At 60.9% G+C, this 26028-nt stretch carries 28 protein-coding genes and 1 tRNA gene; 12 read left to right on the top strand and 17 right to left on the bottom strand.

Going from position 1 to position 26028, the window contains the following annotated elements; translation table 11 throughout:
• Positions 1-181 precede the first annotated feature (181 nt).
• Positions 182-745 (top strand): transcription elongation factor GreB, encoded by a 564-nt coding sequence (greB, locus tag Q8O29_RS09855; RefSeq protein ID WP_305562285.1) that lies wholly within the window; start codon positions 182-184, stop codon positions 743-745.
• Between the two features lie 7 nt (positions 746-752).
• On the opposite strand, the gene Q8O29_RS09850 is transcribed toward greB, so the two are convergent.
• The 4 genes from Q8O29_RS09850 to Q8O29_RS09835 all read right to left on the bottom strand — a co-directional run bounded on the left by Q8O29_RS09850 (position 753) and on the right by Q8O29_RS09835 (position 5178).
• Positions 753-2993, bottom strand: coding sequence for a bifunctional (p)ppGpp synthetase/guanosine-3',5'-bis(diphosphate) 3'-pyrophosphohydrolase (locus tag Q8O29_RS09850; RefSeq protein ID WP_305562283.1), 2241 nt, complete (start codon positions 2991-2993; stop codon positions 753-755).
• Positions 2994-3103: 110 nt separating this feature from the next.
• Positions 3104-3307 carry a DNA-directed RNA polymerase subunit omega gene (gene rpoZ, locus Q8O29_RS09845; RefSeq protein WP_077592946.1) on the bottom strand — a complete coding sequence of 68 codons (204 nt, stop codon included), beginning with the start codon at positions 3305-3307 and terminating at the stop codon, positions 3104-3106.
• A 52-nt stretch (positions 3308-3359) separates the two neighbouring features.
• Positions 3360-3980: a guanylate kinase gene (gene gmk / locus Q8O29_RS09840; protein ID WP_305562281.1), complete on the bottom strand. Its 621-nt coding sequence runs from the start codon at positions 3978-3980 to the stop codon at positions 3360-3362.
• A gap of 280 nt (positions 3981-4260) precedes the next feature.
• Entirely contained in the window at positions 4261-5178 is a 918-nt protein-coding gene (locus Q8O29_RS09835) for a YicC/YloC family endoribonuclease (protein ID WP_305562279.1), read from the bottom strand.
• A gap of 66 nt (positions 5179-5244) precedes the next feature.
• Between Q8O29_RS09835 and Q8O29_RS09830 the strand changes: the two genes are divergently transcribed.
• From Q8O29_RS09830 to hemW, 5 genes are all read left to right on the top strand, one after another.
• Positions 5245-6252: a serine/threonine-protein kinase gene (locus tag Q8O29_RS09830; RefSeq protein WP_305562277.1), complete on the top strand. Its 1008-nt coding sequence runs from the start codon at positions 5245-5247 to the stop codon at positions 6250-6252.
• Positions 6249-7151: a PP2C family serine/threonine-protein phosphatase gene (locus Q8O29_RS09825; protein WP_305562275.1), complete on the top strand. Its 903-nt coding sequence runs from the start codon at positions 6249-6251 to the stop codon at positions 7149-7151. Before Q8O29_RS09830 ends, Q8O29_RS09825 begins: the two co-directional genes overlap by 4 nt.
• 97 nt (positions 7152-7248) lie before the next feature.
• A complete protein-coding gene (gene rph / locus Q8O29_RS09820; protein ID WP_305562273.1) occupies positions 7249-7977 on the top strand; it encodes a ribonuclease PH in 729 nt (242 codons plus the stop codon).
• Positions 7978-8023: 46 nt separating this feature from the next.
• The gene (gene rdgB, locus Q8O29_RS09815; protein ID WP_305562271.1) at positions 8024-8623 is read left to right on the top strand and encodes an RdgB/HAM1 family non-canonical purine NTP pyrophosphatase; all 600 of its coding nucleotides are present in this window, start codon (positions 8024-8026) and stop codon (positions 8621-8623) included.
• A gap of 146 nt (positions 8624-8769) precedes the next feature.
• Entirely contained in the window at positions 8770-9933 is a 1164-nt protein-coding gene (gene hemW / locus Q8O29_RS09810) for a radical SAM family heme chaperone HemW (RefSeq protein ID WP_305562287.1), read from the top strand.
• A 15-nt stretch (positions 9934-9948) separates the two neighbouring features.
• On the opposite strand, the gene Q8O29_RS09805 is transcribed toward hemW, so the two are convergent.
• From Q8O29_RS09805 to Q8O29_RS09760, 10 genes are all read right to left on the bottom strand, one after another.
• On the bottom strand, positions 9949-10425 hold the full coding sequence (locus Q8O29_RS09805; RefSeq protein ID WP_305562269.1) for a hypothetical protein: 477 nt from the start codon (positions 10423-10425) through the stop codon (positions 9949-9951).
• A gap of 152 nt (positions 10426-10577) precedes the next feature.
• Positions 10578-10665 (bottom strand) — tRNA-Ser (locus tag Q8O29_RS09800).
• Between the two features lie 345 nt (positions 10666-11010).
• On the bottom strand, positions 11011-12984 hold the full coding sequence (locus Q8O29_RS09795; RefSeq protein WP_305562268.1) for a polysaccharide deacetylase family protein: 1974 nt from the start codon (positions 12982-12984) through the stop codon (positions 11011-11013).
• 380 nt (positions 12985-13364) lie between these two features.
• On the bottom strand, positions 13365-14021 hold the full coding sequence (ureG, locus tag Q8O29_RS09790) for an urease accessory protein UreG (protein ID WP_305562266.1): 657 nt from the start codon (positions 14019-14021) through the stop codon (positions 13365-13367).
• Positions 14018-14716 carry an urease accessory protein UreF gene (locus Q8O29_RS09785; RefSeq protein WP_305562264.1) on the bottom strand — a complete coding sequence of 233 codons (699 nt, stop codon included), beginning with the start codon at positions 14714-14716 and terminating at the stop codon, positions 14018-14020. The genes ureG and Q8O29_RS09785 overlap by 4 nt, the downstream gene beginning before the upstream one ends.
• A complete protein-coding gene (ureE, locus tag Q8O29_RS09780; protein ID WP_305562262.1) occupies positions 14713-15342 on the bottom strand; it encodes an urease accessory protein UreE in 630 nt (209 codons plus the stop codon). The genes Q8O29_RS09785 and ureE overlap by 4 nt, the downstream gene beginning before the upstream one ends.
• Before the next feature lie 14 nt (positions 15343-15356).
• Positions 15357-17159: an urease subunit alpha gene (locus tag Q8O29_RS09775; RefSeq protein WP_305562260.1), complete on the bottom strand. Its 1803-nt coding sequence runs from the start codon at positions 17157-17159 to the stop codon at positions 15357-15359.
• On the bottom strand, positions 17159-17464 hold the full coding sequence (locus Q8O29_RS09770; protein ID WP_305562258.1) for an urease subunit beta: 306 nt from the start codon (positions 17462-17464) through the stop codon (positions 17159-17161). The genes Q8O29_RS09775 and Q8O29_RS09770 overlap by 1 nt, the downstream gene beginning before the upstream one ends.
• Positions 17465-17471: 7 nt before the next feature.
• The gene (locus tag Q8O29_RS09765) at positions 17472-17657 is read right to left on the bottom strand and encodes a hypothetical protein (protein WP_305562256.1); all 186 of its coding nucleotides are present in this window, start codon (positions 17655-17657) and stop codon (positions 17472-17474) included.
• A 29-nt stretch (positions 17658-17686) separates the two neighbouring features.
• A complete protein-coding gene (locus tag Q8O29_RS09760) occupies positions 17687-17989 on the bottom strand; it encodes an urease subunit gamma (protein ID WP_305562254.1) in 303 nt (100 codons plus the stop codon).
• Positions 17990-18137: 148 nt separating this feature from the next.
• Here Q8O29_RS09760 and Q8O29_RS09755 point away from each other — a divergent pair, with 148 nt between their 5' ends.
• Both Q8O29_RS09755 and Q8O29_RS09750 read left to right on the top strand, forming a co-directional pair.
• On the top strand, positions 18138-21635 hold the full coding sequence (locus tag Q8O29_RS09755) for an ATP-binding protein (RefSeq protein WP_371134195.1): 3498 nt from the start codon (positions 18138-18140) through the stop codon (positions 21633-21635).
• Complete coding sequence (locus tag Q8O29_RS09750) at positions 21632-22609, top strand: response regulator transcription factor (protein ID WP_305562251.1); 978 nt, start codon at positions 21632-21634, stop codon at positions 22607-22609. Before Q8O29_RS09755 ends, Q8O29_RS09750 begins: the two co-directional genes overlap by 4 nt.
• Positions 22610-22820: 211 nt before the next feature.
• On the opposite strand, the gene Q8O29_RS09745 is transcribed toward Q8O29_RS09750, so the two are convergent.
• Positions 22821-23186, bottom strand: a complete 366-nt coding sequence (locus Q8O29_RS09745) for an HPF/RaiA family ribosome-associated protein (RefSeq protein WP_305562249.1) — start codon at positions 23184-23186, stop codon at positions 22821-22823.
• A gap of 494 nt (positions 23187-23680) precedes the next feature.
• Between Q8O29_RS09745 and Q8O29_RS09740 the strand changes: the two genes are divergently transcribed.
• The gene (locus Q8O29_RS09740) at positions 23681-23920 is read left to right on the top strand and encodes a hypothetical protein (RefSeq protein ID WP_305562247.1); all 240 of its coding nucleotides are present in this window, start codon (positions 23681-23683) and stop codon (positions 23918-23920) included.
• 51 nt (positions 23921-23971) lie between these two features.
• Entirely contained in the window at positions 23972-24226 is a 255-nt protein-coding gene (gene infA, locus Q8O29_RS09735) for a translation initiation factor IF-1 (protein WP_305562245.1), read from the top strand.
• Positions 24227-24275: 49 nt separating this feature from the next.
• Here the strand turns inward: infA and Q8O29_RS09730 are convergent, their stop codons facing one another.
• Positions 24276-24881, bottom strand: coding sequence for a DUF502 domain-containing protein (locus Q8O29_RS09730; protein WP_305562243.1), 606 nt, complete (start codon positions 24879-24881; stop codon positions 24276-24278).
• 96 nt (positions 24882-24977) lie between these two features.
• On the opposite strand from Q8O29_RS09730, the gene Q8O29_RS09725 reads away from it, so the two are divergent.
• Positions 24978-25193 carry a hypothetical protein gene (locus tag Q8O29_RS09725; RefSeq protein WP_305562242.1) on the top strand — a complete coding sequence of 72 codons (216 nt, stop codon included), beginning with the start codon at positions 24978-24980 and terminating at the stop codon, positions 25191-25193.
• Positions 25194-25204: 11 nt separating this feature from the next.
• Positions 25205-25351 carry a hypothetical protein gene (locus Q8O29_RS09720; RefSeq protein WP_305562240.1) on the top strand — a complete coding sequence of 49 codons (147 nt, stop codon included), beginning with the start codon at positions 25205-25207 and terminating at the stop codon, positions 25349-25351.
• 19 nt (positions 25352-25370) lie between these two features.
• Here the strand turns inward: Q8O29_RS09720 and Q8O29_RS09715 are convergent, their stop codons facing one another.
• Positions 25371-25862 carry a hypothetical protein gene (locus Q8O29_RS09715; protein WP_305562238.1) on the bottom strand — a complete coding sequence of 164 codons (492 nt, stop codon included), beginning with the start codon at positions 25860-25862 and terminating at the stop codon, positions 25371-25373.
• Between the last annotated feature and the right edge of the window lie 166 nt (positions 25863-26028).

Raw genomic sequence — 26028 nt, 5'->3', positions numbered from 1 at the left:
CGTGCTGACCATCGCTTGGTTCGACACGATGGGATTGCCCCGACTCTCATGACCTCAACTTCTCGAACCGCCCGGTGCGGGCCCGCATGCCGGGTGGTGTGGGAGGGGTCCGGTCAGCGATGATCGGCCCCTATCCCGATTACGATGTCCCGATCCGGAACACGTTTTATCCCAGACTCCCATGAGCAAAGCCTTTACCAAAGAAACCGACGCCGACGACGATGAGGACCTGTCCTTGCCGCCCTTGCCTGCGGGTGGAAAAAACTACATCACGCCCGATGGGTATTCGCGCCTCAAGTCCGAGCTGCTGGACCTGATTGATAAGGAGCGGCCGAAGATTGTTGAAGTTGTGCATTGGGCGGCCAGCAACGGCGACCGTTCGGAAAATGGCGACTACCACTACGGCAAGAAGCGCCTGCGCGAGATGGACCGGCGCATCCGGTTTTTGACCAAGCGCCTGGAGATTGCTGAAATTTCAGACCCTGCTGTGCACCATGGCAACGACCATGTGTTTTTTGGTGCCACGGTCACTTATGCCGATGACAGCGGCCTTGAGCAGACGGTGACCATTCTCGGGATCGATGAGGCGGACAGTGCGCTGAAGCAGGTGAGCTGGATTTCACCGATTGCACGAGCACTGCTCAAGGCACGGGTTGGCGATGAAGTGAAGCTGGCGACGCCTGCGGGCGTTCGGGATATCGAGGTGCTGGAGGTGCAGTACCCAGCGCCGTCCGCTGTCCCGTAAAGATTCTTCAAAGGCCGGGTTTGGCGCGCTGGACGCGCAAGACCGACGGCGTGCGTTTGACGCTGCGCATGACTGACGCCAGGTGCACCCGGTCGCGCACCGCCACGCCGAAACGCAGATCGGTCGCGTCCTGCGCTGCCTCTTGGGCCATGTCCACATGGGTGATGTCGGCCTCGGCGCCGGCCAGTGCCGAGGCAACCCGTGCCAGCACACCTTTGCCGTTGGTCACGGTGACCAGCAGGCCGGTTTCAAACGCGCGCGTCGGTTCGTCGGACCAGTCCACCGCGATGAAACGCTCGTTGTCGCGGTGCTGGAGTTTTTTGGCCACCGAGCAATCGTCGGTATGGACCACCAGGCCCTCGCCACGACCCAGGTAGCCCACAATATCGTCGCCGGGAATAGGGCGGCAACAAGTCGCGAACTTCACAGACGCCCCCTCGCTACCATCGACCACCAGCGCGCCCTGCGAGATCGATTCGTGGGCCGTGTAGCGCTCGCGGCTCATCAGCAGTGGATCGGGTTTTTCGCCGGTTTCGGCCAGCAATGTGACGATGCGTTTGGCCACCATGCTGGCGATGCGTTTGCCCAGGCCGATGTCAGTGAGCAAGTCGGCCCGCGAGCGGTTGCCGGAAAAGCGCAGTATTTTTTCCCAGGTGGCGTGATTGAGTTCGTCATCGTCCGGCAGGCGCTCAATGCCCTCGGCGCGCAGTGCCTGGGCCAGCATTTTTTCGCCGAGGTCCTGCGATTCGGTCAGTGCCATGGTCTTGAGGTGGTGCCGGATTTTTGAGCGGGCCTTGCCGGTGCGCACAAAACCCAACCAGGCGGGATTGGGGCTGGAGATGGCGGCCGTGATGATTTCGATCACGTCGCCGTTGCGCAGCTCAGAGCGCAGCGGCACCTGCTCGCCGTTGACTTTGGCGGCAACAGCGCGGTGTCCCACATCGCTGTGGATGGCGTAGGCAAAATCGACAATGGTGGCGCCGCGCGGCATTGCCATGATCTGGCTTTTTGGTGTGAACACGTAGACGGCATCGGGAAACAGGTCGATCTTGACGTGGTCCCAGAACTCGGCGGCATCGCGCGTTTCATGCTGAATGTCCAGCAGGGACTGCAACCACTGTGTGCTCAATCGTTGCGAGGCATCGCTTTCGGGGTCAGTGGCCTTGTATAACCAGTGAGCGGCGACGCCCGATTCGGCCACAATGTGCATGGCGTCGGTACGCATCTGGAATTCGATGCTGGTGCCGAACGGTCCAACCAGCGTGGTGTGCAGCGACTGGTAGCCGTTGACCTTCGGAATGGCGATGTAGTCCTTGAACTTGCCGGGCAGCGGCTTGTAGAGCTGGTGCAACACGCCCAGCGCGGTATAGCAGCCGGTGACGCCCCCAACAATGATGCGAAAGCCGTAGATGTCGGTCACCTGTGCAAAAGACAGATGTTTTTCGTCCATCTTGCGGTAGATGGAATACAGGGCTTTTTCGCGCCCATAGATATTGACCTGAATGTCGGCGTTTCCAAATGCCGCATCGACCTCGGTCTGGACACGTTTGATCACGTCGCGCCTGCGGCCGCGTGCACGCGTCAGTGCTTTGGTCAGCGTGGCGTAGCGCCAGGGGTACAAATGCTGGAAGGCCAGATCCTGCAGTTCACGGTAGGTGCTGTTCAGGCCCAGGCGGTGCGCGATGGGGGCATAAATATCCAGGGTTTCGCGTGAGATGCGGCTCCACTTGCTGCGCGGCACGTCACTGAGTGTGCGCATGTTGTGGCTGCGGTCCGCCAGCTTGATCAGGATGACTCGCACATCGCGCGCCATGGCCAGCAGCATCTTCCGGAATGATTCCGCCTGGTTTTCCTCGCGGGTATTGAACTCCAGCTTTTCCAGCTTGGTCAGGCCGTCGACCAGTTCAGCCACTGGCGCGCCAAAACGCTCAATCAACTCCGGCTTGGTGATGCCGCAATCCTCGATGGCGTCGTGCAGCAGCGCTGCCATCAGCGCCTGCGCGTCGAGCTTCCACTCGGCGCATTGCTGGGCCACGGCAATCGGATGCGTGATGTAGGGCAGGCCGCCATTGCGAATCTGGCCCAGGTGCGCCTCGTCGGCAAAACGGTAGGCACGCCGGATGTTGTCCACATCCGTGGCGCTCATGTAGTCAAGTTTGGCGGTGAGCGCGGCAAAACTCGCCGCGGCCGCGTTAGCGGCAGCCGGGGTCGACTTGGTGTTTGCAGAGGGAAAAACCAGGGCGCTCATGTCTTAAATGTATCGCGGCGCCAATAAAACACGCAAAAAACGGGCTTTAAGACAACACCCGGAAACAAAAAAGCACCGCGTCGCAGTGCTTTTTCAGGGAGCGCAGACGCTCAGCCCGGAACTTTTTTCAGCATCTCCAGGCCAATTTTGCCTTCAGCGATTTCACGCAGGGCGGTCACGCCGGGCTTGTTTTTGCTTTCAATCTTGGGCGCATGGCCCTGGCTCAGCATGCGGGCGCGGTAAGTGGCTGCCAGCACCAGCTGAAAGCGGTTGGGGATTTTTTCCAGGCAGTCTTCAACAGTAATGCGGGCCATGAGAATCTCCGGGTTAAGTGGGAATAGTGGGATAGCGGTTGGGGGCAACAAGTCAGGCGATGTGCAGGGCCTTGAAGGTCTCGGCACGGGCACGTCGCTGTGCCGCAAACTTGAGCCGTTGGGCATGAACAATAGTTTTCAGATCAAAAACCGCTCGTTCAAATAACTCATTGATTATAACGAAGTCGAATTCCCTGGCCTGTGCCATCTCGATGGCGGCATTTTTCAGGCGCAATTCAATCACCTCGGCCGAGTCTTCGCCGCGCCGTTCCAGTCGTGATCGCAACTCTTCCCAGCTCGGCGGCAGGATGAAGATCAGCACTGCGTTGCTGAAAATGCGCTTGATGTTGATGGCGCCCTGGAAGTCGATTTCCAGGATGACGTCGGCGCCGGTGGCCACGCGTTCTTCGATGGTCTGCCGCGAAGTGCCATAACGCTGGCCGTGTACGTGGGCCCATTCGAGGAGGGAGTCGCGCAGCACCATGCCGTCGAACTCCTCAGAGGAAATGAAAAAATACTCGCGGCCGTGTTTTTCCTGGCCGCGGGGCGCCCGCGTGGTGTGCGACACCGCTGGTTGCACCCGCGCATCCAGCTCCATCAGCGCCTTGACCAGGCTGGACTTTCCGGCACCACTGGGTGCAGCGACAACAAACAGGTTTCCGGGGTAGTCCATCAGCGATCCTTGTTTCTGAGCACTCGGCCGCCGCGAAGGGCCGCCCCGAGCAAGGCCAGCCCCCTCGGGGGGCAGCGACCCACACGAAGTGGGGGAGCGTGGGGCCCGCGGCCGCACTGAAGGGCCGCCCCGAAGAAGGCCAGCCCCCTCGGGGGGCAGCGACCCACACGAAGTGGGGGAGCGTGGGGCCTGCGGCCGCACTGAAGGGCCGCCCCGAAGAAGGCCAGCCCCCTCGGGGGGCAGCGACCCACACGAAGTGGGGGAGCGTGGGGGCCCTGTTTCATTCGATGTTCTGGACCTGCTCGCGGATCTGCTCGATCAGCACTTTCATGTCCACAGAGACATGAGTTAGCTCCAGCGAACCAGATTTGGCGCCCAGCGTGTTGGCTTCGCGGTGCAGCTCCTGGATCAGGAAGTCCAGGCGTTTGCCGACTTCTCCGCCTGCCGTCAGCAGGCGGTCGATCTCTTCAAGATGGGACGTGAGGCGCATGACTTCCTCGGCCACGTCGATGCGTATCGCAAAAGAGGTGGCCTCCAGCAGTGCCCGGTCCTGCGCCGCTTCGGGCAGAGTGCTGCCGTCAGTCAGGGCCATGGCCTCTTTCCAGCGCTCCATGAAACGGGCCTTTTGCTGTTCGACAAGTTTGGGGACCATTGGTGTGGCCGAAGCGGCAAGCGCCCGCAACTGGGCGGTGCGCTCCAGCAACATCTGCGCGAGACGGGTGCCTTCGCGCTCTCGGGCAGTCAACAGATCTTTCAAGGCTTTTTTGGCGAGTTTGAGCAGGTCGTCGCTGTAGTCGTGGGTGGTCTTGTCTTCTCCTGCTGCCATGCGCAGGATGTCTGCGACGCTGAGCGCCGCCGCACCCGGCAGCCAGGAGCGCACTGTGTCTTCCATGGAGCCCAGGCGCTGCAGGGTGCTGCTGGCCGGCGCTTTCAGTCCGCCTCCGGAATTGCTCTCCAGCGAGACGCGTATTTCGACCTTGCCGCGTTTGAGCTTGCCGGTCAACAGCTCGCGCAAGGCGGGTTCGGCCTGCCGCAATTCGTCGGGAAGGCGGAAGGCCAGGTCCAGAAAACGACTGTTGACCGAGCGTATTTCCACGCCAAGGCGCGCATGGCTACCGTTGCCGGCATCGGCTTCCGGAGTTGCGCGCGCGGGGGTGGACTGGACGGCTGCATAGCCTGTCATACTGTAAACTGACATTTGTAATACGCTTTTTTTAGAGTCAACAGAAGGGGTGATCCCGTCACCTTGCTTTAACCCCGAATTATGTCAAAGGTCAAGCCAGCGCCACTCCCACCCGATACCGTCATTGGTGGCTACCGCGTTGTGCGCAAGCTGTCGGCCGGCGGGTTTGGGGTAGTTTACTTGGCCGTCGACAACGAAGGCCAGCAGGTCGCCATCAAGGAATACCTGCCATCCTCGCTGGCCAGCCGCCCCCCCGGTGAGCTGCTGCCGCAGGTGCAGCCCGAAAAACTGTCGCTGTATCGCCTGGGCCTGAAGAGCTTTTTCGAGGAAGGCCGCTCGCTGGCGCAGATATCCCACGCCTCCGTGGTGAGCGTGCTCAACTTCTTCCGCGAAAACGAAACCGTGTACATGGTGATGAACTACCTGGAGGGGGGCACCCTGCAGGACTTCATCATCACGGCGCGCGAGCTAAAAAAGCAGAAGGTCTTCCGCGAATCGACCATCCGTTCGCTGTTTGACGAGATCCTGCGCGGGCTGCGCATCGTGCACCAGCACAAGATGCTGCACCTGGACATCAAGCCGGCCAACATCTTCATCACCGACGATAACAAGGCGGTGATGATCGACTTCGGCGCTGCGCGTGAGGTGTTGAGCAAAGAGGGCAATTTCATCCGGCCCATGTATACGCCCGGCTTTGCCGCGCCCGAGATGTACCGCCGCGATTCTTCCATGGGCCCCTGGACCGATATCTACGCGATCGGCGCCTGCATTTACGCGACCATGCAGGGCTACCCGCCCAACGACGCGCCGCAGCGGCTGGAGAAAGACCGGCTCTCACTGGCGCTGTCGCGGCTGCGCGGCGTGTATTCCGACAACCTGATCGAGGTCGTCGAATGGTGCATGTCGCTTGACCCCCTGTCGCGGCCGCAATCGGTGTTTGCTTTGCAGAAAGAGCTCAGCCGCGAAGGTGAGCGGCGCTACACCAAACTGACCGTCGGCGAAAAAATGCGCCTGCAGTTTGACAACATGGTGTCGGACACCAAAAAAACCGCGCGCAAGGCCACCGGCTTTGCGACGAGATTCAAATGAAATTTTCCGTCTTCCAGGTCAGCCGCAAGGGCGGTCGCGAAAAAAACGAAGACCGCATGGGCTATTGCTATACCCGTGAATCCGGCTTGTTTGTACTGGCCGACGGCATGGGGGGCCACCCTGAAGGCGAAGTAGCCGCGCAACTGGCGCTGCAAACCATCTCGGCGCTTTACCAAAAAGAAGCCCGCCCGCTGGTCAGGGATGTGACCGAGTTTTTATCGTCGGCCTTGATGGCCGCGCATCACCAGATCATCCGTTATGCCAGCGAAAAAGGCATGCTTGACACGCCGCGGACCACGCTGGTGGCAGCGATCTTGCAGGGCACCGGTGCAACCTGGGTGCATTGCGGTGACTCGCGCCTGTATGTGGTGCGCGACGGCGAGCTGCTGACCCGCACGCGTGACCACTCCTACCTGGAGCAGCAGAACGCTGGCGTCATCAAGCTCGAACGCATCAACCGCAACATCCTGTTTACCTGCCTGGGTTCGCCGTCTAAACCGGTGTTTGACATTGTCGGGCCGGTCGTGCTGCAACAGGGCGACAAGCTGATGCTGTGTTCCGACGGTCTGTGGGGCAGCCTGACCGACGCTGAAATCGTGCGCCACATGGCAGCCAATGGGGTGTCCGACGCGGTGCCCGACATGGTGGAGCATGCACTTCGCAACGGCGGCGAACGTGGCGATAACGTGACCGTGCTGGCCATGGAGTGGGAGACGCCAGACGCCTTTGAGTCGACGCGCGGCGTCTCGACCGACGGCATCATGGATGGCGTGTTTGCATCAACCATCCAGGCCGGTGTGCTTGATACCGGCGTGGAAGACCTCGACGATGCGGCCATCGAGCGTTCGATTGCCGAGATCAACGAGGCGATTCGCCGCTCCGCCGCCAAAAAGATCTGACCCCGCCCTGACCTGGCACCGGTGCCAGCCCGCGCCGCCCCTCCTGATTTTTGATCGTTTCCACAGCCCCGGCGTGCCTCGCCAGAAAGCCCTTGTCATGAGTTCATTTGAAAGAAGCAGCGCCCGTGCTGCCGACCAGCTCCGTCCCGTGCGCATCACCCGCGCCTACACTGCCTACGCCGAAGGCTCGGTGCTGATTGAGTTCGGCAATACCAAGGTGCTGTGCACCGCCTCGGTGGAAGAAAAAGTCCCCGGTCACAAGAAGGGCAGTGGCGAAGGCTGGGTCACGGCCGAATACGGCATGCTGCCGCGTGCCACGCACACGCGCAGCGACCGGGAGGCCGCGCGCGGCAAACAAAGCGGCCGCACGCAGGAAATCCAGCGGCTGATCGGCCGCTCGATGCGCGCGGTGTTCGACCTGAAAAAACTCGGTGAACGCACCATCCACCTCGACTGTGACGTGATCCAGGCTGACGGCGGTACCCGCACCGCCAGCATCACCGGCGCTTTTGTAGCGGCGCAGGACGCCATCACCAAACTGCTGGCCGACGGCAAGCTGAAGGAAACGCCAATCCTGGGCCACGTCGCGGCCATTTCCGTCGGTATCGTCCGGGGCACGCCGCTGCTGGACCTGGAGTACATCGAAGACGTGGGCTGCGACACCGACATGAATGTGGTGATGACCGGCGCGGGCCACTATGTCGAGGTGCAAGGAACGGCCGAAGGGGCCGCGTTTTCGCGCAAGGAGATGGATGCGCTGCTGCTGCTGGCTGAAAAAGGCATCGGTGAGCTGGTCGGTTTGCAGCAGAAATCGCTCCTGAATTGATAGCTGACTGCGCCCGTCAGACATGGGCTGGAGGCCTTTTTTGCTTATGAAAATCGTACTTGCCTCGAACAACGCCGGCAAGTTGGCGGAACTGCAGGCGATGCTGGCACCGCTGGGCGTGACGCTGGTCAAACAGGCCGAACTCGGCATCTCCGAAGCCGAGGAGCCTTTCCGCACCTTTGTCGAAAACGCGTTGGCCAAGGCGCGCCATGCATCGCGGGCCAGCGGCTTGCCGGCGCTGGCCGACGACGCCGGCCTGTGCGTCGATGCCTTCGGCGGCCTGCCCGGCGTTGATACGGCGTTTTATGCGACGCAGTTCGGCTACACCAAGGGCGATGACAACAATGTGCGTGCGTTGCTCGAGCAGATGGCTGGCATCACCGCGCGGCGCGCAGCGTTGGTCAGCACGCTGGTGGCGGTCCGTTCTGCCGACGATCCGGAACCGCTGATTGCGGTAGCGCGCGTCACGGGCGAGATCGCCCCGGAGCCGCGCGGCGCCAACGGCTTCGGCTTTGACCCGGTGATGTTCATCCCGGCTTTTGGCAAGACTTTCGCCGAGCTGCCGGTCGAGGTGAAAAACGCCAACAGCCACCGCGGCATGGCGGCGCGGCAGATGATGAGCCTGATGCGCGAGCGCTGGTTATGACCGGCACCCCCCCATGGCGGCCTGCGGCCTTCTCCCCCTTGCAGGGGGCGACGCCCGTGGTCCGGCAAGCCGGTCCCACCGCGTCCGCTGGCCCGGAAAAAAGCGCCGATTCTCAGGGCGGCGCACTGAAGAACATCCAGCACTACATGCGGGACGGCACCTTGCGGCTTGCCGCCTTGCCGCCGCTGTCGCTGTACGTACACCTGCCCTGGTGTCTGAAAAAGTGCCCTTACTGCGACTTCAACTCGCACCAGAGCCCCGGCGAACTGCCCGAGCAGCGTTACCTCGACGCCCTGATGGCCGACCTGGAGGCTTCGCTGCCGCTGGTCTGGGGCCGCACCGTGCACAGCATCTTCATCGGTGGCGGCACGCCCAGCCTGTTCTCACCGCAAGCCATCGACCGCCTGATCGGCGATATCCGCGCGCGGCTACGGCTGGAGCCTGATTGCGAAATCACGCTGGAGGCCAACCCCGGCACCTTCGAGAAAGACCGCTTCAGGGCTTTTCGCAGCGCCGGCGTGACGCGGCTTTCGATCGGCGTGCAGAGTTTTGACGACCAGCATCTGCAGGCGCTGGGCCGGGTGCATGATCGTGCGCAAGCCATTGCCGCCGTCGAGGAGGCCGCTCAGGCCTTCGACACCTTTAACCTGGACATCATGTACGCCTTGCCTGGCCAGACCCTGGAGAACCTGGAGCAGGACATGCGCCAGGCGCTGGCGTTTGAGCCGCCGCACATCTCGATCTACCACCTGACGGTTGAGCCCAATACCTGGTTCGCAAAATTTCCGCCTGTGCTGCCTGAAGACGACGACGCCTACGCCATGCTGGACCGCATCACCGAGCTGACCGGTGCCGCAGGCATGGACAGGTATGAAGTCTCAGCCTACGCCAAGCCGGGCCACCGCTGCCTGCACAACCTGAACTACTGGAAGTTTGGCGACTACCTTGGCATAGGCGCAGGCGCGCACAGCAAACTCAGTTTTGCGCACCGCGTGGTGCGCCAGGTGCGCTTTCGCGCCCCCAAGCTGTACATGGACAAGGCGCTGGCCGGCACGCCAGTGGCGCAAGACACTGAGGTGGAGCGCGCCGAACTGTCGTTCGAGTTCATGCTCAACGCGCTGCGCCTGCGTGAAGGCTTCAAGCTGCAGGACTTCAGCGAAAAAACCGGTTTGCCGCTGACCGCCATCCAGGCGGGGCTAGACGAAGCGGAACGCAAGGGCCTGATCACGCGCGACTTTGTCCAAGTCAAACCGACCGAGCGCGGCTTCGATTTTCTCAACGACTTGCAGGCGCTGTTTTTGCCCGATTGATGCGGCGGAAGGCGCTCAGGGCTTGCGTTTGGCTTCGTAAGTCGCAACGGCCTTTTTCAGATCGGTGTATTGCTCGCAAGGCGTAAAACACAGTTTGTCCAATGCGGCCAGGTGCTGTTTGGCCTTGGGCAGGTCGTTGACCATCAGGTAGGCTTCTCCCACATATTCATGTGCGCCGCGATGCTTGGGGTTGATCCGCAGTGCTTCGCCATAGTGCTTGAACACCAGTTCCATGTTGGGATTCGCACCCTTGCGGATCGAATAGGCATACAGGTTGTGGTAGTCGGCATTTTGCGGCGAGCTGAGTAGCGCCTTCTGCAAACTTGCCTGCGCGCCGGTCCAGTCCTTGCGACCAAACGCAGCCTGGGCGGACGCCAGCACCGGATCAGCCGAAGGTCCGCCATAGCTGGAGTCGCTGACATCGCCGGCCGCAAAGGCTGCGGCAGACGCAGACAGACAGGTAATGACCAACAGGTGCGAGAAGTGATTCATGACCGGAATTCCTTGAAAACGGGACAAGTTTGGGAGGAGATACAGATCGTACTGCGTTCGCGGGCGGCGGTAACCAGCGCCCTGCGTGTCGGCTATGGCTTGTGTCACAAAAAAGCCGCCGAGAGCGAAGCTATCGGCGGCTGGTGTTGATTTGGCGGAAGAGGTGAGATTCGAACTCACGGATAGTTTCCCATCGCCGGTTTTCAAGACCGGTGCAATCGACCACTCTGCCACTCTTCCAAGTCAGCTATTTTACCTGTAGCCAGCATCACGCCGACTGAAAAGCGCTCAGACGCCTTGCCGCATGCCTTTGTTTTCAATAACGCCACCACTTCCGTCAAGCCCGGGTTTATGAAACCGGCAGCAGCCCATCCCGGCGAGCGGGATTATGCAAATTGTTGCGCACTGATTTCCCAAGTATTGTGGTGTTCAGGGAGACGATGGCAGGTTTTTTGAGTGGGCACGGTAAGAGCGATGAGACTGCGCTGCGCACCTCAGCCAGCTCAACCTTTTCTGGGATGGCTCACCTGTTAACCGTGTCAGATGGGGCGATGGCGCAGCTTGAGTTGGCACGCACTGTTGTGGTCAGCGCGGCTGCATTGCAGTGAACTCAAGCGCCGTGCCGTCTCCAGCCTTGACGCGCCAATGGGGTCCCTCTGCCGTTACGCGAGCGGTGCCTGTGACAATTTCGGGCGGCAGCGGATAACTTGTTTTGGGCAGGATCCACACCATTTCTCGGAGCGTCACCGGATGGCTGACGTTAAAGTGCCGCACGCCGGACGCATCCAGCCGTTCGGTCCATTGAACATCACGCCGCTGAGTCATGAAATCAGCCAAACGCTCAGTGGTGTACCAGCGAAACTGTTCGACCCCCTTGTCTTTGGCGTAGGCCAGCAGGTCCAGCACCACACCTTTCCATTCAAAGGCCCAGGGCGGATGCATGTAAATCAGGCGGCTGGTGTTTTTTTTGATTGCAAAGTCAACCATATCGCGGTACCAAGCAACAATCTCGCGTTGAGGAACGTCATGGTATGCAAACTCCTCGAACACTGCATGGCGTCCCAAAGGCGTCACGGGGAAAATCCACATACCGGGGTTGTGCAACTTGCCGTCGCGGTAGTGTCTTGTGGGACCCATGCCGGTGTGGCCCGTCATGTAAGCGCCGACAACTCCTTGTTGCTCCAGCCAGTTCATCGCCCAGATCGGGTTGTTGCCTTGTGGCGCCGAGTAGCTACGCTGAGGACGTCCCAATACCTTTTCGACCGACGCTTTATTCAACTCCAGAAACGGCAAAAACTCCTCCGCGTTGGTCTCATTGGCATTGAGTCCGTAATGGTCGTGTATCCAGCCGCCGTGGCTGCCGATGGAATGCCCCTGTTTGTCCAGCCGTCGTAACAATGCTTGTGCCACAGGGTTGTTGTCGAGGTTCCAGCCCAGCTCGTCGTCAAATTCAATCGTGTCGGGGCCAGCGGTGATGTCGATTGAGAAAGGCCCGTCGTTGAAGACCCCGAGCCGCTCCAGCTCCAGGCTGGGTTTTTGTGCCGCCATGGAGTCGAGGTGCCAGTTCAGCGTCATGCCGGCAATGCCGTTGGGCATCGGCGACAAGCGCGCCATGGACACCACATGATCGATAAAGTAGCGCAGATATCCGTGGAGCGGCAGAGCATCCGTTTGCAGTTTGAGGTAAGTCAGCGGCAGATTGACAAACAGCACCTTGCCCTTGCCGAGGGAATGCACGCCCGCAACAAGTCCATGCTGCGGGGAGCGGGCTAGCACGGTACCGCGAAATTCTCCACGGGTGACGAAGGAGGGGTAGGTCAGGTTCCCTCGCATATAGCCACTGTACGCATGGAGCTCTGACGCTACCTCGTCCCTGGACCCGCCAGGCTGGCCGTCCTTGGCTGCCGCGGTTTTTGCAGCGGCCTGAGGGGACGCATAGAAAATGGATTTACCCGGCGGCACCAGCAGGTCGCGCAATGTGGCGGGTGATGCGACGACTGGGCCGGTTGCTGTGGTCCGATCCAGCAATTCGTCGTACAGAATATATTCGACGCCGGCCAGGTCGCTCAATCGGGAGCGATTTTCTGCGTATAACTGACGATTAAAGGCGCCAGGTTCCAGTGCTGCAAAATCAAAGACGAGAAGGGTGCGACCCCCTGCCACTGTGTATTTGCGAATGGCCCAGACCACCTCATGGTCGGCGAACCGGTGCGATTGGTCGGGTAGCAAAACGCCTGCGTAGGCTTGCGCGTTCCCGCTTGCGGCCAGCGCTATGAACTGTTTATCGGTGATTGCTTGGATCCGCACACCTTCTTCTGCGGCGGCGTCGACCCAAGCCGTTATTTCAGGAGCGGTCAGCACCTGATCGTTTGCAACAAGCAACAGCAACACCCCTGGATCTGGTGAGGCAGAAGGCGAAAAAGCGTGAGGCACAGCAGACGCGTCCGTTTTGACCTGGTTCAAACACGCAGACAACGTCAATGAAATGGTGCAGAGAAAAATGGCTTCGCTGAAGCGCACAATTCCGCGTCGGCTTTCGGAGACAGCATCAAAGAACATGATCATCCTAAATCGGGCGAATCTACCAAGATGAGCCCGACGCGAGGGCGTTGTTTAACGCGGCGGCCCGTGGGGAATTTGCTTTGAGACTGGCAATTCGCCTGGCCTTGCTTATTGACCCGCTTATACAGCGCTTCTCAATTGAATATACCTGGGTTACCGCTGCGGTCGAGTGATGGGCGTTTCTCCGGTAGCCTCGTTGTTATTTCATTCCAAAGCATGTGATTCGACCCATAGCGTATCGTCGGCTGCCAATAGCCTGCTCCGCGCGACAAAATGGATGCTGCATACGTTAAACTGCGGCGCCGCCAAGCTGTCAAAAAACGTACTTTAGCTGGTGCCGCAGCGCGCCCGCCCGAACCGCTTCGAAAAAATGCGCTTCAAACTGCGACCAGCATGCCTCTGCGCTCAATGAACGCCACCACTTCCGCCAAGCCAGTGTTGGTCTTCAAGTTGGTCATGACAAAGGGTTTGAGGCCTTTGGCTGTGGTGCGCATGCGTATGGTGTCGGCTTCCATCACGGCCAGGTCGGCGCCCACGTAGGGTGCGAGGTCGGTTTTGTTGATGACAAACAAATCGCTTTTGGTGATGCCCGGGCCGCCCTTGCGCGGGATTTTTTCGCCGGCGGCGACGTCGATCACGTAAATCGTCAGGTCACTGAGTTCGGGGCTGAAGGTCGCCGCCAGGTTGTCGCCGCCGGACTCGACAAACACCACATCGGCGTCGGGGAAATCCACCAGCATGCGGTCGATGGCCTCGAGGTTGATGGATGCGTCTTCGCGGATGGCGGTGTGCGGGCAGCCACCAGTCTCGACACCCATGATGCGTTCGGCCGCCAGCGCGCCGCTGACCGTCAAAATGCGCTGGTCTTCCTTGGTGTAGATGTCGTTGGTGATGGCCACCAGGTCGTATTTGTCCTTCATGGCCTTGCACAGCATTTCCAGTAGCGTGGTTTTTCCGGAGCCGACGGGGCCGCCTATGCCGACGCGCAGCGGGGGCAGTTTTTTGGTGCGATTGGCGATGTGGTGAAAACTCATGAGCGGAACAATCTGGAGTATTGGGTTTCGTGTTGCGAGGAAAGAATCGCAAGCATGGGTGAAAAGGCCTGGCGTTCATGGTCTTCGAGCGCCATGGCCGCAGTGATGGATGCCGGAATTTCTGCGGCCAACCGTGCCAGTATGCGCTGGCCGGCGCTCTGGCCCAGCGGCACCGACTTGAGTGCGGCCTGCACCATGTTCTCGGCCCATCCAAAGGCGTAAGCGGTCAGGCATTCGGGCACCCCGGCGGCCAGCGGCGACGCAGCAAGTGCGAAGGTGACAGGATAGGTGGGGGGCAACTGCGCGCAGGCGGCGAGCTGCGTGTCGCTGATGCTGTGGTGGTTGCGCAGCCATTCGAGCAGCGAGCGGCCCATCTGTTCGGCCTGCAGGCGCAGTTCGCTGGTCTCACGGGTCTGCAACACCCAGTTATTCAGTGCCTTCACCTTGTCGAGCTTGTTGCTGCGCCAGGCTGGGATCGCCTGCGCGATCACTGCCAGATCACCACGCGCCGGGCTCAGATGGAGCTGGTCACTGAGCCAGTCCGCTGCCATATTTTCCGTCGTGACGCCAGCCCGGTCCACAGCGGCTTCCAGGCCTTCGGAGTAGGAGAAACCGCCGACAGGCAGGGCCGGGGAAGCCAGCCAGATCAGTTGCAGCAGGCTGGCGGTCGGCAGGGGTTGGGCCGTCGCAATCAAGGGCTGTGTGGCTTGTGTTTGTGGATCTGAATCGCGACCAGCTGCACTTCATGGTGCGCATGGCCGTGATCATGGCCGTGATTGCAATCAGGACCGTGCACATGCGGCGCGGGGGGCGCAACAGGTGCGTGTGCGTGGGCATGTCCACCGTCATGCGCATGGCCGTGGCCTCCCCCCCTGTAAGCGCCGCCTTCGGGCTCGAAGGATTCGCTGACCTCGTTGACGATCAGGTGCATGGATCGCAGCATCTCCGCCAGCACATGGTCAGGTTCTATCTTCAGGTGGTCGGGCTTGAGCTCGATCGGCACATGGCGGTTGCCCAGGTGGTAGGCCGCGCGGGTCAGGTCAAAGGCGCTGCCGTGTGATGCGCAGGCCGTGATGCGCAGCACGGCCTGCGGCGCTGCAATGACTTTCACCAGGGAGCCGTCTTCAACAACCAGCACGTCACCACCGCGCACCAGGGTGCCGCGCGGCAAGAAGATGCCGAGCTGGCGGCCCAGCGAATCGGTGACCTCGAAACGGCTTTTCTGGCGGATGTCCCAGTCGAGTTCGACGGTGGCAGCGCGCTTGAGCAGCACGGGTGCCAGAGCAGTGCCCTGCGGCATGATTTTGGAAACCTGGAGCATGGAGAAAGTTAGGTTTAGAAAAGAAAGTATCGCTGCGTCATCGGCAGGCTGGTCGCCGGCTCGCAGGTCAGCAACTGGCCGTCGGCGCGCACCGAGTAGGTCTGTGCATCAATCTCCATTTTCGGCGCGTAGTCATTGTGGATCATGTGCCGCTTCTGCACGCCGCGTATGTTTTTAACGGCGGCGAGTGTCTTGGCCAAACCAAACTGCTCTTTCACACCGGCGGCCAGTCCTGCCTGCGATACAAAGGTCAGCGAGCCTTTGGCAATCGCGCCGCCGAAGCCGCCGAACATCGGGCGGTAATGCACCGGTTGCGGCGTCGGGATGGAGGCGTTCGGGTCGCCCATCGCGGCCATGGCAATGAAGCCGCCCTTGAGGATCAGCGCCGGCTTGATGCCGAAGAAAGCGGGCTTCCAGACCACCAGATCCGCCCATTTACCTTGCTCGATGGAGCCGACTTCATGCGAGATACCGTGGGCAATCGCCGGGTTGATGGTGTATTTGCTGATGTAACGTTTGGCGCGGAAGTTGTCACGCCGAGCGTTATGGTCTGCCGTACTCGGCAGGCCACCCATCGCTTCCCTCTCCCCCCGGGAGAGGGATTGAGGGTGAGGGACTGCGGTGGTTATTGATGGGGCGAGCCAGCCGCGCTGTTGCTTCATCTTGTGCGCCGTTTGCCAGGTGCGGATGATGACCTCGCCGACGCGGCCCATGGCCTGGCTGTCACTGCTCATCATGCTGATGGCGCCCAGGTCGTGCAACACGTCTTCGGCGGCAATGGTTTCCTTGCGGATGCGGCTTTCGGCAAAAGCCAGGTCCTCGGCAATCGCCGGGTCCAGGTGGTGGCAGACCATCAGCATGTCCACATGTTCGTCCAGCGTGTTGACGGTGTAGGGCATGGTCGGGTTGGTTGATGACGGCAAAAAGTTCTGCTCACCGACGACCTTCAGGATGTCGGGCGCATGGCCGCCGCCAGCGCCTTCGGTGTGAAAGGCGCACAAGGTGCGGCCCCTGGTGGCGGCAATCGTGTTTTCGACAAAACCTGATTCATTGAGCGTGTCGCTGTGGATGGCCACCTGGGTGTCGGTTTCTTCCGCAACGTCCAGGCAGTTGCTGATGGCGGCCGGTGTGGTGCCCCAGTCTTCATGCAGCTTCAGGCCGATCACACCGGCGTTGATTTGTTCGTGCAGCGCGGCTGGCAAGCTGGCATTGCCCTTGCCCAGGAAACCCAGGTTCATTGGAAAGGCATCGGCCGCCTGCAACATGCGCTCGATGTTCCAGGGGCCTGGTGTGCAGGTGGTGGCAAAGGTGCCGGTGGCTGGCCCGGTGCCGCCACCCAGCATGGTGGTGATGCCCGAGGTCAGCGCTTCTTCGATCTGCTGCGGGCAGATGAAATGAATGTGGGAGTCAATCCCGCCGGCGGTGACGATCATGCCCTCGCAACTGATGATCTCGGTGCCGGGGCCGATGATCATGTCCACACCCGGCTGGGTGTCGGGGTTGCCGGCCTTGCCAATGGCCGCAATGCGCCCGCCCTTGAGGCCAATGTCGGCCTTGACAATGCCCCAGTGGTCAATGATCAGCGCGTTGGTCATCACGCAGTCCATCGCGCCTTCAGCACGGGTCTTCTGCGACTGAGCCATGCCGTCACGAATCGTCTTGCCGCCGCCGAACTTGACCTCTTCGCCGTAACTGCCGGCACGCAAGGTGTAGTCGGCTTCGACCTCAATCAAAAGGTCGGTATCGGCCAGGCGGATGCGGTCGCCGGTTGTGGGGCCGAACATTTCTGCGTAAGCGCGTCTGCCAATCGTGGCCATTAAATTGCTCCCTGAACGAGGCCGCGAAAGCCGTAAATTTTTCGTTCACCGGCGAAGTCCACCAGCTCCACTGTGCGCTGCTGCCCGGGCTCAAAACGCACCGCTGTGCCCGACGCAATGTTCAGGCGCATGCCGCGTACGGCGGCACGGTCAAAGTCGAGTGCGGCGTTGGTTTCGGCAAAGTGATAGTGCGATCCAACTTGTATCGGTCGGTCGGCGGTGTTTTGGACCACCACCGCCAAGGTGCGGCGCCCGGTGTTGAGCGCGTGGTCGGGGCCGTCGGTCAGCAACTCACCTGGAATCATAGCCGCCTCACTTGTCGCCGCGCGACAACCAGATGGCCAGCGCCAGTACACCGGCCATAGCCACAAAGCCCCACACGTCGGTGGCGTGCCAGTGGTTGCCCGCCATGGCGTGGCCGTCATGGGCAAATACGGCTGTAGCCCACGTTGGTATTGCGTAAGCAGCTATGATTTTGATAGCATCTTTTGGGTTCATGGGGGTCTCTGGCTAGGCCTGTTGGTGGGTCAGACAATTGGCTGGTGCACAGTGACGAGCTTGGTGCCGTCGGGAAAGGTTGCCTCGACCTGGATGTCGGGGATCAGCTCTGCGATACCGTCCATCACATCGGCGCGGCTCAAGATCGTGCGGCCCTCGCTCATCAACTGCGCCACGGTTTTGCCGTCGCGCGCGCCTTCCATCACAGCGGCGCTGATCAGCGCGACGGCTTCCGGGTAATTGAGTTTGAGCCCCCGCGCCTGGCGCCTTTCGGCCAGCAGGGCGGCGGTGAAGATCAGCAGCTTGTCTTTTTCTCTCGGGGTCAATTCCATGGTCTCTCCGGGGGGGCGGCTGTAGCAAGAATGTAGTGGGCAGGGTGCAAGAATGGTGCCACAGGAATGGCGTCAACGGCGCTGATTTTCCCTCTGTGGCATGGAATCTGCACTTGAGCTGGCTCCGCCTTATGACGTATTGACACCCATGGACCCCACCGTTGCACCGCTGCCTCTGCCTGGCCCGGCGGTGCCGCCGTGGGCGCCCGCGCCGCTGGCGGCGCCGGATGCCGATGCACCTGTGCAGCGCATCATCAAGGTCAGGCGCGACTACAATAGCTGGGTGGCCAGCGAAACCATGGAAGACTACGCGCTGCGTTTCACGCCCCAGCGTTTTCGCCGCTGGTCCGAATGGCGCGTTGCCAACACCGCCTTCGGCGCAGCGTCCTTTCTGATTCTGGAAGCGGTCGGCGCCACTTTGCTGGTGCAGTACGGCTTTACCAATGCCTTCTGGGCGATTGTGGCCACCGGGCTGATCATCTTCATGGCCGGCTTGCCGATCAGCATTTACGCCGCCCGTTACGGCGTGGACATGGACTTGCTGACGCGCGGCGCAGGTTTTGGCTACATCGGCTCTACCCTGACCTCGCTGATCTACGCTTCATTCACCTTTATCTTTTTTGCGCTTGAAGCGGCGGTCATGGCCTATGCACTGGAGCTGGCGCTGGGCATTCCACCGAGTTGGGGTTACCTGATCTGCGCGCTGGTGGTGATTCCGCTGGTGACCCACGGTGTGTCGGTCATCAGCCGTCTGCAGGTCTGGACGCAGCCGCTGTGGCTGATCATGCTGGTTGTGCCATATGTCTATGTTTTAGTGCGAGACCCCGGTGCTTTTGCCGGCATAACGCACTATCAAGGTGAGAAAAGCACGAATTCAGGCTTTGACCTGCACTTGTTTGGTGCTGCTTTGACGGTGGGCATCGCCCTGATCACCCAAATGGGCGAGCAGGCCGACTATCTGCGGTTCATGCCGGTGCAGACAGCGGGGAATCGCCGCCGCTGGTGGGCCGGCGTGCTGGCTGGCGGGCCTGGCTGGGTGCTGCTGGGCGTGGGCAAAATGCTGGGCGGCGCCTTTCTGGCTTATCTGGCGATTCAGCACATGGTGCCGCTGGACCGTGCGGTGGACCCCAACCAGATGTACCTGGCGGCGTATGGGTACGTGTTTCCGAACTACGGCTGGGCCGTGGCTGCTACTGCGCTGTTTGTCGTCATCTCGCAGCTCAAGATCAATGTGACCAATGCCTATGCCGGCTCTTTGGCCTGGTCCAACTTCTTTTCGCGCCTGACGCACAGCCACCCGGGGCGCGTGGTGTGGGTGGTGTTCAACACGCTGATCGCCTTCATGCTGATGGAGATGGATGTGTTCCAGGCACTGGGCGATGTGCTGGGCCTGTACTCCAACATCGCGATTGCCTGGATGATGGCAGTGGTGGCCGATCTGGTCATCAACAAGCCGCTGGGCTTGTCGCCCAAGGGCATTGAGTTCAAACGCGCTCACCTGTATGACATCAACCCGGTCGGTGTCGGCGCGATGGCGCTGGCCTCTGTGCTGTCGGTGGCGGCCCACCTGGGCCTGTTTGGCCGCACGGCGCAGGCGTTTTCGGCGGTGATTGCGTTGGGTACCGCGTTTGTCACTTCGCCGCTGATTGCCTGGGCGACGAAGGGGCGTTATTACATTGCCCGCAGCGCAGACGCGCCAGAAACGGACGCACAGGGCAACTACCAAGCGTATGCACTCAAGCGCTGCGTGATCTGCGAGCGCGACTACGAAGGCCCGGACATGGCGCATTGCCCGGCCTACCAGGGGCCGATCTGCTCGCTGTGCTGCACGCTGGATGCGCGCTGCGGCGATTTGTGCAAACCGCAGGCCAGCCTGTCGGTCCAGTGGTCGGCCACGTTGCGCTGGCTGTTGCCGCGCCGAATCTGGCCGTATCTTGACACCGGCCTGGGCCACTTTCTGCTGCTGATGCTGGTCATCGTGCCTCTGCTTGCCAGCGTGTTCGGTTTGCTTTATTACCAGGAAATGCGCGCGTTGCTTGAACTACAGGTCGCCTCCGGCTCGACGCTGCGCTCCGGCTTTCTGAAAGCCTACATGGCGCTGCTGGTGATTGCCGGGCTGGTGGCCTGGTGGCTGGTGTTGGCGCACAAAAGCCGGCAGGTGGCGCAGGAAGAGTCGAACCGGCAAACGCATTTGCTGATGAAAGAAATCGAATCGCACCGTCAGACCGACGAGGCCCTGCAGCAGGCCAAACGGGTGGCAGATCTGGCGAATCAGGCCAAAAGCCGCTACATCAGCGCCATCAGCCACGAGCTGCGCACGCCGCTCAACAGCATTCTCGGCTACGCCCAGCTGATGGGGGAAGACACGTCGATCCCGGCGCACCGGCAACAGGCCGTTGGGGTGATCAAGCGCGGCGGTGAACACCTGCTGTCGCTGATTGAGGGCACGCTGGACATTGCGCGCATTGAAAGCGGCAAGCTCACGCTCAACGTCAGGCCCATGCACTTCACCGACTTTGTACAGGAGATGACCGGCATGTTTGAGCTGGAGGCGCAGGCCAAGGGCCTGGGTTTTCATTTCGAGTCGGAAGGCACGATTCCGGTGGTGGTGCGGGCAGATGAAAAGCGTGTGCGCCAGATTCTCATCAACCTGCTGGGCAACGCCATCAAGTTCACCCCGGCGGGCCACATCAGCCTGCGCCTGAAGTACGCACGCGAGATGGCCAGCATCGAGATTGAAGACACCGGCCCCGGCCTGTCGGCGCAGGAGATCGAACGTATCTTCGAGCCCTTCACGCGCGCTTCCACCCCCGGGCCGGCAGCGCCGGGTGCGGGGCTGGGCCTGACGATTGCCAAGATGCTGACCGACCTGATGGGGGGCGAGTTGACGGTGGTCAGCACGCCCGATGCCGGCTCGGTGTTTCGCGTCAAGCTGTTTTTGCCCGAGGTCCGGCTGGCGCCCGGCGCGGCGCTGCCGGTGCCGTCTTCGCGCGCGCACAAGGCGCGCTACGGTTATGCCGGGGCGCGCCGGCGCGTGCTGGTGGTGGACAACGAAGAGGCCGACCGCGAGCTGCTGGTCAATGTGCTGGAGCCGCTGGGCTTTGAGATACGCACGGCCGCCAGTGGCCACGACTGCCTGGACCTGCTGGCCGCAGGCTATCAGCCCGAGGTGATCCTGATGGATCTGGCCATGCCCGGCATCGACGGCTGGGAGACCCTGCGCCGCGTGCGAGCGGCGGGCCATTCAGCTATTCATCTGGCCATTGTGTCTGCCAATGCCTTTGACAAGGGTCTCGAAAACGATGTCGGTATCCGCCTTGAAGACTTCATCCTCAAGCCGGTGCGCCACAGCGAGCTGCTGGACTGGCTGGAGCGGCGCCTGCAACTGGTCTGGCTGGATGCGCCGGTGCAAGCCCCGGCCGCACCGGCCAGGTCGGCGCTGCCGCGTGTCTACCCTGCTGCGGCGCAGCTCGACGCCTTGCGTGAGGTGGTCAACCTCGGTTATTTTCGCGGCATCATGAACACCCTCGACGAGATCGAAAAATCACAGCCGCAGAGCGCCGGATTTGCCGCCGAGATGCGCGCCCTGGCGCGCCAGTTCCAGTTTGAAACCATGAGCCAGCAACTGGCCGGGGTCGCGCCATGAGCAGCACGCAGCGCCCGCTGTCCCAGACGCTGGACCGCGCCAACAGCGACGTGGTGCTGATCGTCGATGACGTACCCGACAACCTGTCGGTGTTACACGACGCGCTCGACGAGTCGGGCTACACCGTACTGGTAGCCACACACGGCGAGGCCGCGCTGGCGCGCGCCGCCCAGGCCCTGCCTGACATCGTGCTGCTCGACGCCATGATGCCCGGCATGGACGGCTTCGAAGTGGCCAAGCGCCTGAAGGCCAACGCTGCAACGGCCCACATCCCCATCATTTTCATGACCGGGCTGACCGAGACCGAATACCTGGTGGCTGCGCTGGAGTCGGGTGGCGTGGATTACGTGACCAAACCCATCAAGCCCAAGGAGGTGCTGGCGCGCATCGGTGTGCATCTGCAAAGTGCGCGTGAAAAGCGCCAGGCCCGCAATGCGCTGGACGCCTTTGGCTACGCCACCATCACGGTGAGGGTCAGCGACGGCAAGCTGATGTGGCAGACCCCGCTGGCGCGCGACCTGCTTCTACAGTATTACGGCACCAGTGCGCCGCAGACACCAGAGCCAGTACTGACCTGGCTGCGCCGCAACCTGCCGGATGCCGGGCGCCAGATCGAGCCGCCACGCCTGAGTTGTGAAAGCGCAGGGTCAGGTGCGCGCCGCCTGACCTTCCGCCTGCACCAGCAGACCGGTGACGATGACTGGCTGATCATCATGCGTGAGGAGTCGGACGAAACCGTGATCCAGGCCATGAGCCTGTCTTTCAAGCTCACCGCGCGTGAAGCCGAGGTGCTGTACTGGGTGGTCAAGGGCAAGATCAACCGCGATATTGGCGACATCCTCGGCACCAGCCCGATGACGGTGAAAAAACACCTGGAACGTGTGTTTGCCAAACTCGGGGTCGAAACCCGTACCGCTGCAGCGGGCATGGCCATGAGCCGGATTCGGCAACTGCATCCGCAATTCGAGGCGTAAACGCCCAGTCTTAGGAAGTTCCAAGCGTTTTCGGCCTCCAGCCCATATCCAGCAAGCGTTACAAGCTATAAATTTTATAGCGTACTGCGCAATTGCTGCTTATTGAGGGCTTCAAAACTCATGACAGTCGGACGCTCAATCCCTCACCCCGTCCCTCTCCCAAAGGGCGAGGGTGAGGGCCATCCAATCACTGTCGTGTATTTGGAAAAGATCAATAATCGGGCTGGATCAGCGCGGCATCCTTGCGGATGGAATCGCGGTCGCGGTGGTCTTTCAGGCGGTCCAGCGTGCTGTCCAGTGCGCGTTTGAGCTTGCCCTCGGCCCCGCGAAAGGCTTCGTCAATGCCTGCGGCATGATGGGTTACCGCAACCGGCGCGTGGTTGGCCAGGCGGGCTTCCATCAGGCAGCGTTTGTCGGCAGCGCCGGCCTTGCCGCTGTTTTCGTCGCTCAGGTGCACTTCCACACGCGTGATCTCATGGCTGAAACGCTCCAGGGTCTGGCTGACTTCAGCCTGGGCCCAGCGCTCCAGCGCCTCGCGGCCTTCGATGCTGTGGTTGGTGTTGACTTGAACTTGCATGCTGAGTGTCCTTTTGTCGGTGCGGCCGCGCCCTGCGGTCCATCAGGATAAAAACCGTCTGCGACGGCAATGAGCTTTCAGTGTGGGCGCTTTGGCGGCGGTCCGCTGTAGGGGTTTTTCGACAATCGGCAGAGACGGCGGTCACTGGCCCCGCGTTCCTGCAGGAAAGCCCCGCAGCGGTTACAATCAGAGCTTCGGTAACGCATCAGCTTTTTTCAACGAAGTCCTCTCCCTCTGGCTTCCTTCTCAAATGCGGCGCTTCTTAGAGCCCGATATCTCCGAGATTTAACGGTGTCTTCAATGCCCTCACAGCATTGATCCCTCTCCGCTCTGTTCTATCTCCTAGCGAGCACTTCTCCCAACGGTGCCCACTCAAGGCTCACCCACCCGGCCCCTCCAGGCTGGGCAGGCAGAACCGAATACCCGTTGGCTTGCTCGCAAGCCGTTTACTTCTCCATTTATCAAGCCGGGAACCATACCCGGCGCAGACTTTTATGACGATTGATCACAACCACATCGCGGTGGGCAAGTACCTTGTATCACCGCTGGCCAAGCCCCAGGGCGAAGGCCAATACGCCGCCTCCGTGTCCATTCGGTCCGGGCGTGGCAGCGCCACGCATGACCGCGTGATGCGTTTCAGCGGACTTTTTGACAGCGCGGCTGCGGCCGTGCAGTACGCCACCGAACACGCGATGGGTTGGATCCACGAACGCTCGGCGCCAGCTTGCGCCTGACGCGCCGGCGACCCGTTCAGACATTTTTTCAAATTTTCAAGGAGTTACATCATGGCCAAAGAAGAACTGATTGAAATGCACGGGCTGGTCAATGAGGTGCTGCCCGACTCGCGTTTTCGGGTGACGCTGGACAACGGCCACAAGCTGGTGGCGTACACCTCCGGCAAGATGCGCAAGAACCATATCCGCATCCTCGCCGGCGACCAGGTGTCGCTTGAACTGTCGCCTTACGACCTGAGCAAGGGCCGCATCACTTTCCGGCACATTGCGGGTCGAGGCCCAGGCCCCTCGCGGCAGACAAGCTGAGCCCCTGTCGGTTGAATCAACGCTTTAGCGGATTCCCCGTCAGAAAAACTCAGGGCACCTGCCCGCCGTCGGCGGGTGGCCGCGCCATCCAGGCGATCAGCGAGGAACGCATGGCCTCCTCGACCGACATATTGATCGGCTGCACCCATTCGAGCGGCACAAACACGGTGTAGCCGCCGATCATGTAGCCCATGGGCAGGTACACCGCCACCCGTTCGCCGTGCAAAAATCCATCGGGTAAGTCGGCAAAGTCACGGCGAGTCACCAGGCCGACGATTTCCAACGCGTGGCCGGGCATGCGCAGGATCACCACACTTTGCTCACCCTGTTTGCCAGTGGGCGAAAAATAATCAGCAAAACTTTTCAGTGAGCTGTAAATGCTTTTGACCACCGGCAGGTTGGTAAACGGCAGTTCGGCAAACGCCAGCAAATGGCGCACCTTCGGTTTGGACACCAGGTAGCCGATCAGCAGGATGATCAGTACGCCCGACACCAGCCCCATGCCGGGCAGATAGAAGCTACCAATCAGCGGGCTCAGTATCCAGAGGGTCAGTTTTTCCGTCCAGGCCAGAAAGATGTAGAGCAGGTACAAGGTCAGCGCGACCGGCAAAACGGTGATCAGCCCGCGGAAGAAATATTTGTAGAGTTTTTTCATGATGATTGAAGACGGGTCCTTGCTGCGGTCGAACGTCTTGCACGCGGAATAATCGGCAAGAAGCGAAGAGGGCAGGCATGAATATAACGAGTCTGCATGGCAGCGCTGCCGAATGCAAGCGCACATGCGCCGAGCCAATGTAGGCCGGCCCCTACCTGCGCTTTGGTTGATATCCGTCAACCCGTGGAAAACACTGCATTTATCTTTGAGTTTCCTAAACAAATCTTGGAGAAAAAAATGCCCATCATTGCCTGGCTACTCGGTATTCCCATCAGCGTGATCATTCTTCTGATGCTGTTCGGCGTTTTTTAAGGAGCGCCCCCATGCTACGTAAATTGATTGTTTTTGCCATCACTTCGGGGCTGGCTGCCAAGCTGTATCGCAGCTATGTCAGCAAGCGGGATGGACGCGATGTGGCGGCCAGTCCGCCTGTCACACGGCGACGCCGGGCCGGCACGCAGGCACCCTAGGGCAGCGCCGAACAAGTCCTCAGGGCACACGTTTGAGCGGCCCAAAACAGGCCGTCAGCGCCGCCTCGCGGCAGATCAGCAATTTATCTTGTTGCGGGCTGAACTGGATGAAGCGTGTGACTTGTTCGCCAGGGCCGCCTAGCAAGGCACCTGAGCAATCCTTCTTGTCGTTCTGACGCACCACGGTTTCAACGAGCTTGAAAAAACCCCGCGCATCCGGCGCAGCCGCGATGTCATATGCTTTCTCCGATACTTCTCCTGCGCTGGTGGCTAACACGGTCCGGTCCAGCCGATACCGGTAAGTTTCTGTGCAGGCGCCGTCAAACAATACCCAGGTCCAGGTGCCAACGATGGGATGACCGGCCGCAGCGGATGCGCCAGCGGCGTGGGTGAGCGGCATAGTGACCAACAATCCAGCCACAACAAGAGAGATTCGCAAACGGGTCATCCTGAGTGAAAAAATATAGAGTGGAAGTTTGAGCGTGAATGCTACACCCTGCTGTTGCGGCAAAGGCGGGCCAGGTTGTCGTAGCACACCTAGTCTTACTGTGTCATAAGTTTAGTCTCGGACTTATCCAATGGCAATGCGGGCAATGACCCAGGGCGCTTGCGAGTGCGACGCTCAGCAGCAGGCGCAGCGTTGTGATCGAGCTTGGCACGTGACGCTGCGCGCGCTG

The sequence above is a fragment of the Polaromonas sp. genome, from assembly GCF_030689685.1.
GTDB lineage: Bacteria > Pseudomonadota > Gammaproteobacteria > Burkholderiales > Burkholderiaceae_C > Polaromonas.
Note: the sequence above shows the minus strand (reverse complement) of the source record. Positions and strands in the feature narration are given on the sequence as shown.

Coding starts and splice junctions, on each gene's coding strand:
- greB (WP_305562285.1), top strand. CDS start 182: ATGAGCAAAGCCTTTACCAAAGAAACCGACGCCGACGACGATGAGGAC.
- Q8O29_RS09850 (WP_305562283.1), bottom strand. CDS start 2,993: ATGAGCGCCCTGGTTTTTCCCTCTGCAAACACCAAGTCGACCCCGGCT.
- rpoZ (WP_077592946.1), bottom strand. CDS start 3,307: ATGGCCCGCATTACTGTTGAAGACTGCCTGGAAAAAATCCCCAACCGC.
- gmk (WP_305562281.1), bottom strand. CDS start 3,980: ATGGACTACCCCGGAAACCTGTTTGTTGTCGCTGCACCCAGTGGTGCC.
- Q8O29_RS09835 (WP_305562279.1), bottom strand. CDS start 5,178: ATGTCAGTTTACAGTATGACAGGCTATGCAGCCGTCCAGTCCACCCCC.
- Q8O29_RS09830 (WP_305562277.1), top strand. CDS start 5,245: ATGTCAAAGGTCAAGCCAGCGCCACTCCCACCCGATACCGTCATTGGT.
- Q8O29_RS09825 (WP_305562275.1), top strand. CDS start 6,249: ATGAAATTTTCCGTCTTCCAGGTCAGCCGCAAGGGCGGTCGCGAAAAA.
- rph (WP_305562273.1), top strand. CDS start 7,249: ATGAGTTCATTTGAAAGAAGCAGCGCCCGTGCTGCCGACCAGCTCCGT.
- rdgB (WP_305562271.1), top strand. CDS start 8,024: ATGAAAATCGTACTTGCCTCGAACAACGCCGGCAAGTTGGCGGAACTG.
- hemW (WP_305562287.1), top strand. CDS start 8,770: ATGCGGGACGGCACCTTGCGGCTTGCCGCCTTGCCGCCGCTGTCGCTG.
- Q8O29_RS09805 (WP_305562269.1), bottom strand. CDS start 10,425: ATGAATCACTTCTCGCACCTGTTGGTCATTACCTGTCTGTCTGCGTCT.
- Q8O29_RS09795 (WP_305562268.1), bottom strand. CDS start 12,984: ATGTTCTTTGATGCTGTCTCCGAAAGCCGACGCGGAATTGTGCGCTTC.
- ureG (WP_305562266.1), bottom strand. CDS start 14,021: ATGAGTTTTCACCACATCGCCAATCGCACCAAAAAACTGCCCCCGCTG.
- ureE (WP_305562262.1), bottom strand. CDS start 15,342: ATGCTCCAGGTTTCCAAAATCATGCCGCAGGGCACTGCTCTGGCACCC.
- Q8O29_RS09775 (WP_305562260.1), bottom strand. CDS start 17,159: ATGGCCACGATTGGCAGACGCGCTTACGCAGAAATGTTCGGCCCCACA.
- Q8O29_RS09770 (WP_305562258.1), bottom strand. CDS start 17,464: ATGATTCCAGGTGAGTTGCTGACCGACGGCCCCGACCACGCGCTCAAC.
- Q8O29_RS09765 (WP_305562256.1), bottom strand. CDS start 17,657: ATGAACCCAAAAGATGCTATCAAAATCATAGCTGCTTACGCAATACCA.
- Q8O29_RS09760 (WP_305562254.1), bottom strand. CDS start 17,989: ATGGAATTGACCCCGAGAGAAAAAGACAAGCTGCTGATCTTCACCGCC.
- Q8O29_RS09755 (WP_371134195.1), top strand. CDS start 18,138: ATGGACCCCACCGTTGCACCGCTGCCTCTGCCTGGCCCGGCGGTGCCG.
- Q8O29_RS09750 (WP_305562251.1), top strand. CDS start 21,632: ATGAGCAGCACGCAGCGCCCGCTGTCCCAGACGCTGGACCGCGCCAAC.
- Q8O29_RS09745 (WP_305562249.1), bottom strand. CDS start 23,186: ATGCAAGTTCAAGTCAACACCAACCACAGCATCGAAGGCCGCGAGGCG.
- Q8O29_RS09740 (WP_305562247.1), top strand. CDS start 23,681: ATGACGATTGATCACAACCACATCGCGGTGGGCAAGTACCTTGTATCA.
- infA (WP_305562245.1), top strand. CDS start 23,972: ATGGCCAAAGAAGAACTGATTGAAATGCACGGGCTGGTCAATGAGGTG.
- Q8O29_RS09730 (WP_305562243.1), bottom strand. CDS start 24,881: ATGAAAAAACTCTACAAATATTTCTTCCGCGGGCTGATCACCGTTTTG.
- Q8O29_RS09725 (WP_305562242.1), top strand. CDS start 24,978: ATGGCAGCGCTGCCGAATGCAAGCGCACATGCGCCGAGCCAATGTAGG.
- Q8O29_RS09720 (WP_305562240.1), top strand. CDS start 25,205: ATGCTACGTAAATTGATTGTTTTTGCCATCACTTCGGGGCTGGCTGCC.